At 51.0% G+C, this 3,867-nt stretch carries 5 protein-coding genes; 1 reads left to right on the forward strand and 4 read right to left on the reverse strand.

The genetic code is table 11. The annotated features are described in order from the left end of the window. The 4 genes from J5224_RS23870 to J5224_RS23885 all read right to left on the reverse strand — a co-directional run. A partial coding sequence (locus tag J5224_RS23870; RefSeq protein WP_264627717.1) for a ParB/RepB/Spo0J family partition protein occupies positions 1–665 on the reverse strand: 665 nt, incomplete at its 3' end. Next, the gene (locus tag J5224_RS23875) at positions 658–1,245 is read right to left on the reverse strand and encodes an HD family hydrolase (RefSeq protein ID WP_264627718.1); all 588 of its coding nucleotides are present in this window, start codon (positions 1,243–1,245) and stop codon (positions 658–660) included. The genes J5224_RS23875 and J5224_RS23870, both read right to left, overlap by 8 nt. 77 nt (positions 1,246–1,322) lie before the next feature. After that, positions 1,323–2,234, reverse strand: a complete 912-nt coding sequence (rdgC, locus tag J5224_RS23880) for a recombination-associated protein RdgC (RefSeq protein ID WP_264627719.1) — start codon at positions 2,232–2,234, stop codon at positions 1,323–1,325. Positions 2,235–2,820: 586 nt separating this feature from the next. Beyond that, positions 2,821–3,021 (reverse strand): hypothetical protein, encoded by a 201-nt coding sequence (locus J5224_RS23885; protein WP_264627720.1) that lies wholly within the window; start codon positions 3,019–3,021, stop codon positions 2,821–2,823. A 315-nt stretch (positions 3,022–3,336) separates the two neighbouring features. Between J5224_RS23885 and J5224_RS23890 the strand changes: the two genes are divergently transcribed. Next, positions 3,337–3,648, forward strand: a complete 312-nt coding sequence (locus tag J5224_RS23890) for a hypothetical protein (RefSeq protein ID WP_264627721.1) — start codon at positions 3,337–3,339, stop codon at positions 3,646–3,648. The last annotated feature ends 219 nt before the right edge of the window (positions 3,649–3,867 follow it).

Below are 3,867 nucleotides of genomic sequence, written 5' to 3' on the forward strand. Positions count from 1 at the left end.
CGCTGGCGGCGAACGCGTTCATGCCCGGATACACCGCTGGTGGCCTGGACCAGTTCCTTTACCTTTTCCCGCTGCTGCTCTGGTTCCATCGCTGCCAGTTGGCGCGCTTGGGTTACATTCACATGCCCAGCTTCAACAGCGACTTGCACTGCCTGGGTACAATCAAGCAATGCCAACGTTGCGCGAACGGTCTGCACACTACAGCCAAACGTGAGCGCAAGGTCTTCCTCGTCGTCTCCGCGCTCTAATGCCGCAGCCATCTTTTTGGCACGCCCTAACGGGGTGTCTGGAAGGTATATTTCGTTGGCGCTTACCATCAGTTTTGACATGCGATTTGCTGAACCACGTCTGACCACGCCTGGCACCAACAGCGGTTTTTTACCTTCGATCTGTAGGCGACGATTGGCCTCCAAAGTGTGTTTTACTCTTTGGCGTCCTTCGACAACGCACGCTTTTCCCGTTTCCGGATCTTTCCAAACGACGATGGGTTCAATCACCCCGAGTTCAATGATGTTCAACACCATCCACTCTACGAGGGGGAGGTGAATGCGCTCGTCATACAGGGGGTGCGCTGGATCATCGACCAGGTGCAGTGATTCCGGCTCAAACGTGAGGACGTTGGTTTTACCGCTGGCACCGTAAGCATCTTTCGAGTTCTTAGCCATGTTGCACACCCTCATAGCGATCCGGGTAGATAGGCTGGCCGTCATAACCCGTTTCAACATAGGGGCCGGCCAACTCAGAGAAACGGGCCATAAACTCGCGTTCTGCTTCATACGCTGTCATATAAACAATGATCCGCTCTGAGCGCTCAACGCCGTCCAGAATGGGCCAGTGACCGGAATCCGGGTGCAGCAATGCATCCTTTTCGGTTGCCAGCATGATGAGGTCAGCACGCTTCACTTCGGGGCTTGTTTTCAATGGCAACCCATAGCGCAGACGAACAATCACCTCTACATTAGCTTCAACGCGCTGATAGTCCGGCAGCATGTGTTTAAGTGGCGACATCATGTCGCTGACATAGGCTTCATGCGCATCATGCATCAGCGCTTCAAAAGCGAATTCAGGCGGCACCAGGTAGCTTGCACCAATGCTGTGTTGAGCAACGGAATAGGGCCAATGTGTATGACCACAGAAGCGGTTAATTTGGGAAAGAGCATGGGCGATATCACGGATATCAACATCTTCCACACTTGGGGCGGTGTAATTAAAATGCCGCCCGGTAAAAGTAGAAATCCACGTCATTATTTTTCTCCACACCGATTTTGGGTTGAGTAAATCCCTCGCCGTGAGGCGATTAAATTGCACAGATAAAGGATTAATTAACGGGAGGCTTCGCCGCCCAGCACTTCAATCAGGTTTTTAATTAATGCTGACAGTTCACCAGTAATAAGCATTACATCGGCATCAAACCGCTGATTAATATCTTCACGGTCGATATCGTCGTTCTGCTCCAGAATCTGATCGCTAAATTTAATCTTCTTGATGGTGCCAGCATCATCAAGAACAAAAGTGATCTGCTCTTGCCAGTCCAGCGCCAGTTTTGTTACCACTTTGCCAGCGGCAATATGACCAGCAATTTCATCACTGATAAGGTCTTGCTGTTTGCTGCGCAGGATACCGCCATCTTCCAGAATCGCTTTCAATTCCGCTTCATCGCGCAAGGCGAAACCAGCAGGAACGGCACCATCACGCACCCAGCCCGTCATTGTTAACTCAATGGGCATTTCCATAACGACAGGCATAACCGGCAGTGAGCCAATGGTTTTACGCAGCAACGCAAGCGCATCTTCTGCTTTACGCGCGCTTGCGGCATCTACGATAACCAGTGAGGCCGGAACGTCGATCCAGAGTGTAGTGTGACTGAATTTTGTGAACGCCCTTGGCAACAGCGAATGAAGAACCTCATCTTTGATGGTGTCCTTTTCGGTCTTTTTGAGCTTGCGGCCTTGTTCAACTTCCAGCCTTGCCACCTTGGCGGCAACTTCACGAGCGACAACCGGCGCTGGCAGGATCTTCTCTTCCCGCTGCACAACGAGAAGGATTTGCCCGTCGTCCTGGTAGCTAAGCTGGTTGCACGAAACAGGGAAGGGGGATATCCAGCCAGTTTTAGCCATGTCCTGGCTACCACAGGGAGTAAATGCAAACGCTGGCAACTGCTCGGACAATTCAGCGAAACTTACATCTCGCGTTAGCCGGTACACCTGCGCATTTTTGAAGTTAAAAAGACTCATGATTTCTCCACACCGTTATATTTGTTGCTGCACACACAGAAGGGTGAAGGGCGTCGGGATACAGACCTCAGCATTGACTCACCAATAATTGAAGGGGTCCGACACCCTTCTGTCTGTGCAGAAAAAAGTGCGGCTATTGGGATATGGGCCCGCAAGCCGCCAAAAACAGCTACCTCTGATACTCAACACAACGGAAAGAGCACTGCGTAACCTGGCACCGATCTGGCCGCCGGTCGGTTTGTACTGGACTCTTCCCCAGCCACTGGCCCGGACAACAAAGCTTCTATGTGCGTTCCAACCAATGCTCTTACCTGTTGTGTGCTGTCTTTCCAGCTGTCACCGACCTATCGCCTCGGGGCGCTACTTAGTGGACATTTATAAAGACCGTCTTGAAGTAGTAAGCCATCCAGTCTTGAATTTGATGCTCCGTAACGTGGAGCGGCCGACCTGATTACCTCACGGGGCATTACCGCTGACGCAGGCTGACAGCTGCTACTGCCGTGACAGGGGCTTCACAATACCGGTGCTGGCCCAATCAATACCCAATCCTATGGGATTGGCATATCCGGTCTGATCAGTCTTAAATTCAGTGGCGCACCATGTTGCTAATGCGCTCATAATCGCCATCAACCTGGCTTCCTGCGGTTAACTTGTCCCACAAGAGGAATACGCCATGCATCCAGTCGCGGTGCATTTCTTCTGCTGTTGATGAACAGTGCTCAGAGTTCTTTTTCAGCCGTTCAATCTCATCAACTGCCTTTTGAGTTATCTGGCTATAGGTCAACATAAGCCCTCGCTGTTAAGTGTGCTGGTTACGGTTCCAGCCCCGCATTAGCGGTCGTACCCTGGTGTGGACGCTTACAAAAACTTCAATAACAGGAATGAGGACACAACACCGATCAGCAGCAGGGCGACCACATAGAACGCTGCCCAAAGTTTTAGCTGGTGGTTCACATTTGCTTTGCTCATCTGGTCCTCACACCGTTCTGGTTAATCTGTGCCTGGTCACATCACCACCTCAGGCGGCAGTGGTCCCTGCTATTCCCCAACAGACAGGAATGCGTTAATCTGAATACCCCCAGCAGAAGAAAGGTTTTTTGTTATGAACAGAGAGGCTTATTCAATTCGTTGGAAGTTGCACCAGGCCACAGCAGCCCTTGATTACTCACTTGAATGCTTTGGTGACGAACTCGCCAAGAAAAACTGCTACCCGAAAAGCGTCGATGGTTTTGATGCTGTTTACCTCTATCTGGCAAATAAGCATGGCTGGCCGATTAGCACCTGTAGAGCAATGAGCAGAGATGATCTCAGGCTTGCTCTTGCAGACGAAATGCAAGGTTGGATAATGCCGCGTGATGCTCGCTTTGGACTTCCTGCCCATGAAGGCGTTGAAGTTGTAATTGAGCGAGAGTAGCTTCAGCCTCCAGTTTCACTGACGTCCAAAATTCATCGGGCGTCATTTTCATTTCATCATGCATAAATCCTCCACAAATCAGTTTGTTTGGGGATATCCAGATTGTTAAAGAGCTAAGCGTCCTTACAGGGCGCTTTTTTTGTTACCAGCGAATCATCCCGTCCTTCTACGCCACGGGCGGCTACGTTCGTGGGCGTCCTGCCTGTTCGCTGTTGGTGT

The organism is Candidatus Symbiopectobacterium sp. NZEC135 (genome assembly GCF_025962695.1).

Bases quoted from the DNA above. Each gene is read 5' to 3' on its own strand.
- J5224_RS23875 (WP_264627718.1), bottom strand. From the start codon at position 1,245: ATGACGTGGATTTCTACTTTTACCGGGCGGCATTTTAATTACACCGCC.
- rdgC (WP_264627719.1), bottom strand. From the start codon at position 2,234: ATGAGTCTTTTTAACTTCAAAAATGCGCAGGTGTACCGGCTAACGCGA.
- J5224_RS23890 (WP_264627721.1), top strand. From the start codon at position 3,337: ATGAACAGAGAGGCTTATTCAATTCGTTGGAAGTTGCACCAGGCCACA.
- J5224_RS23885 (WP_264627720.1), bottom strand. From the start codon at position 3,021: ATGTTGACCTATAGCCAGATAACTCAAAAGGCAGTTGATGAGATTGAA.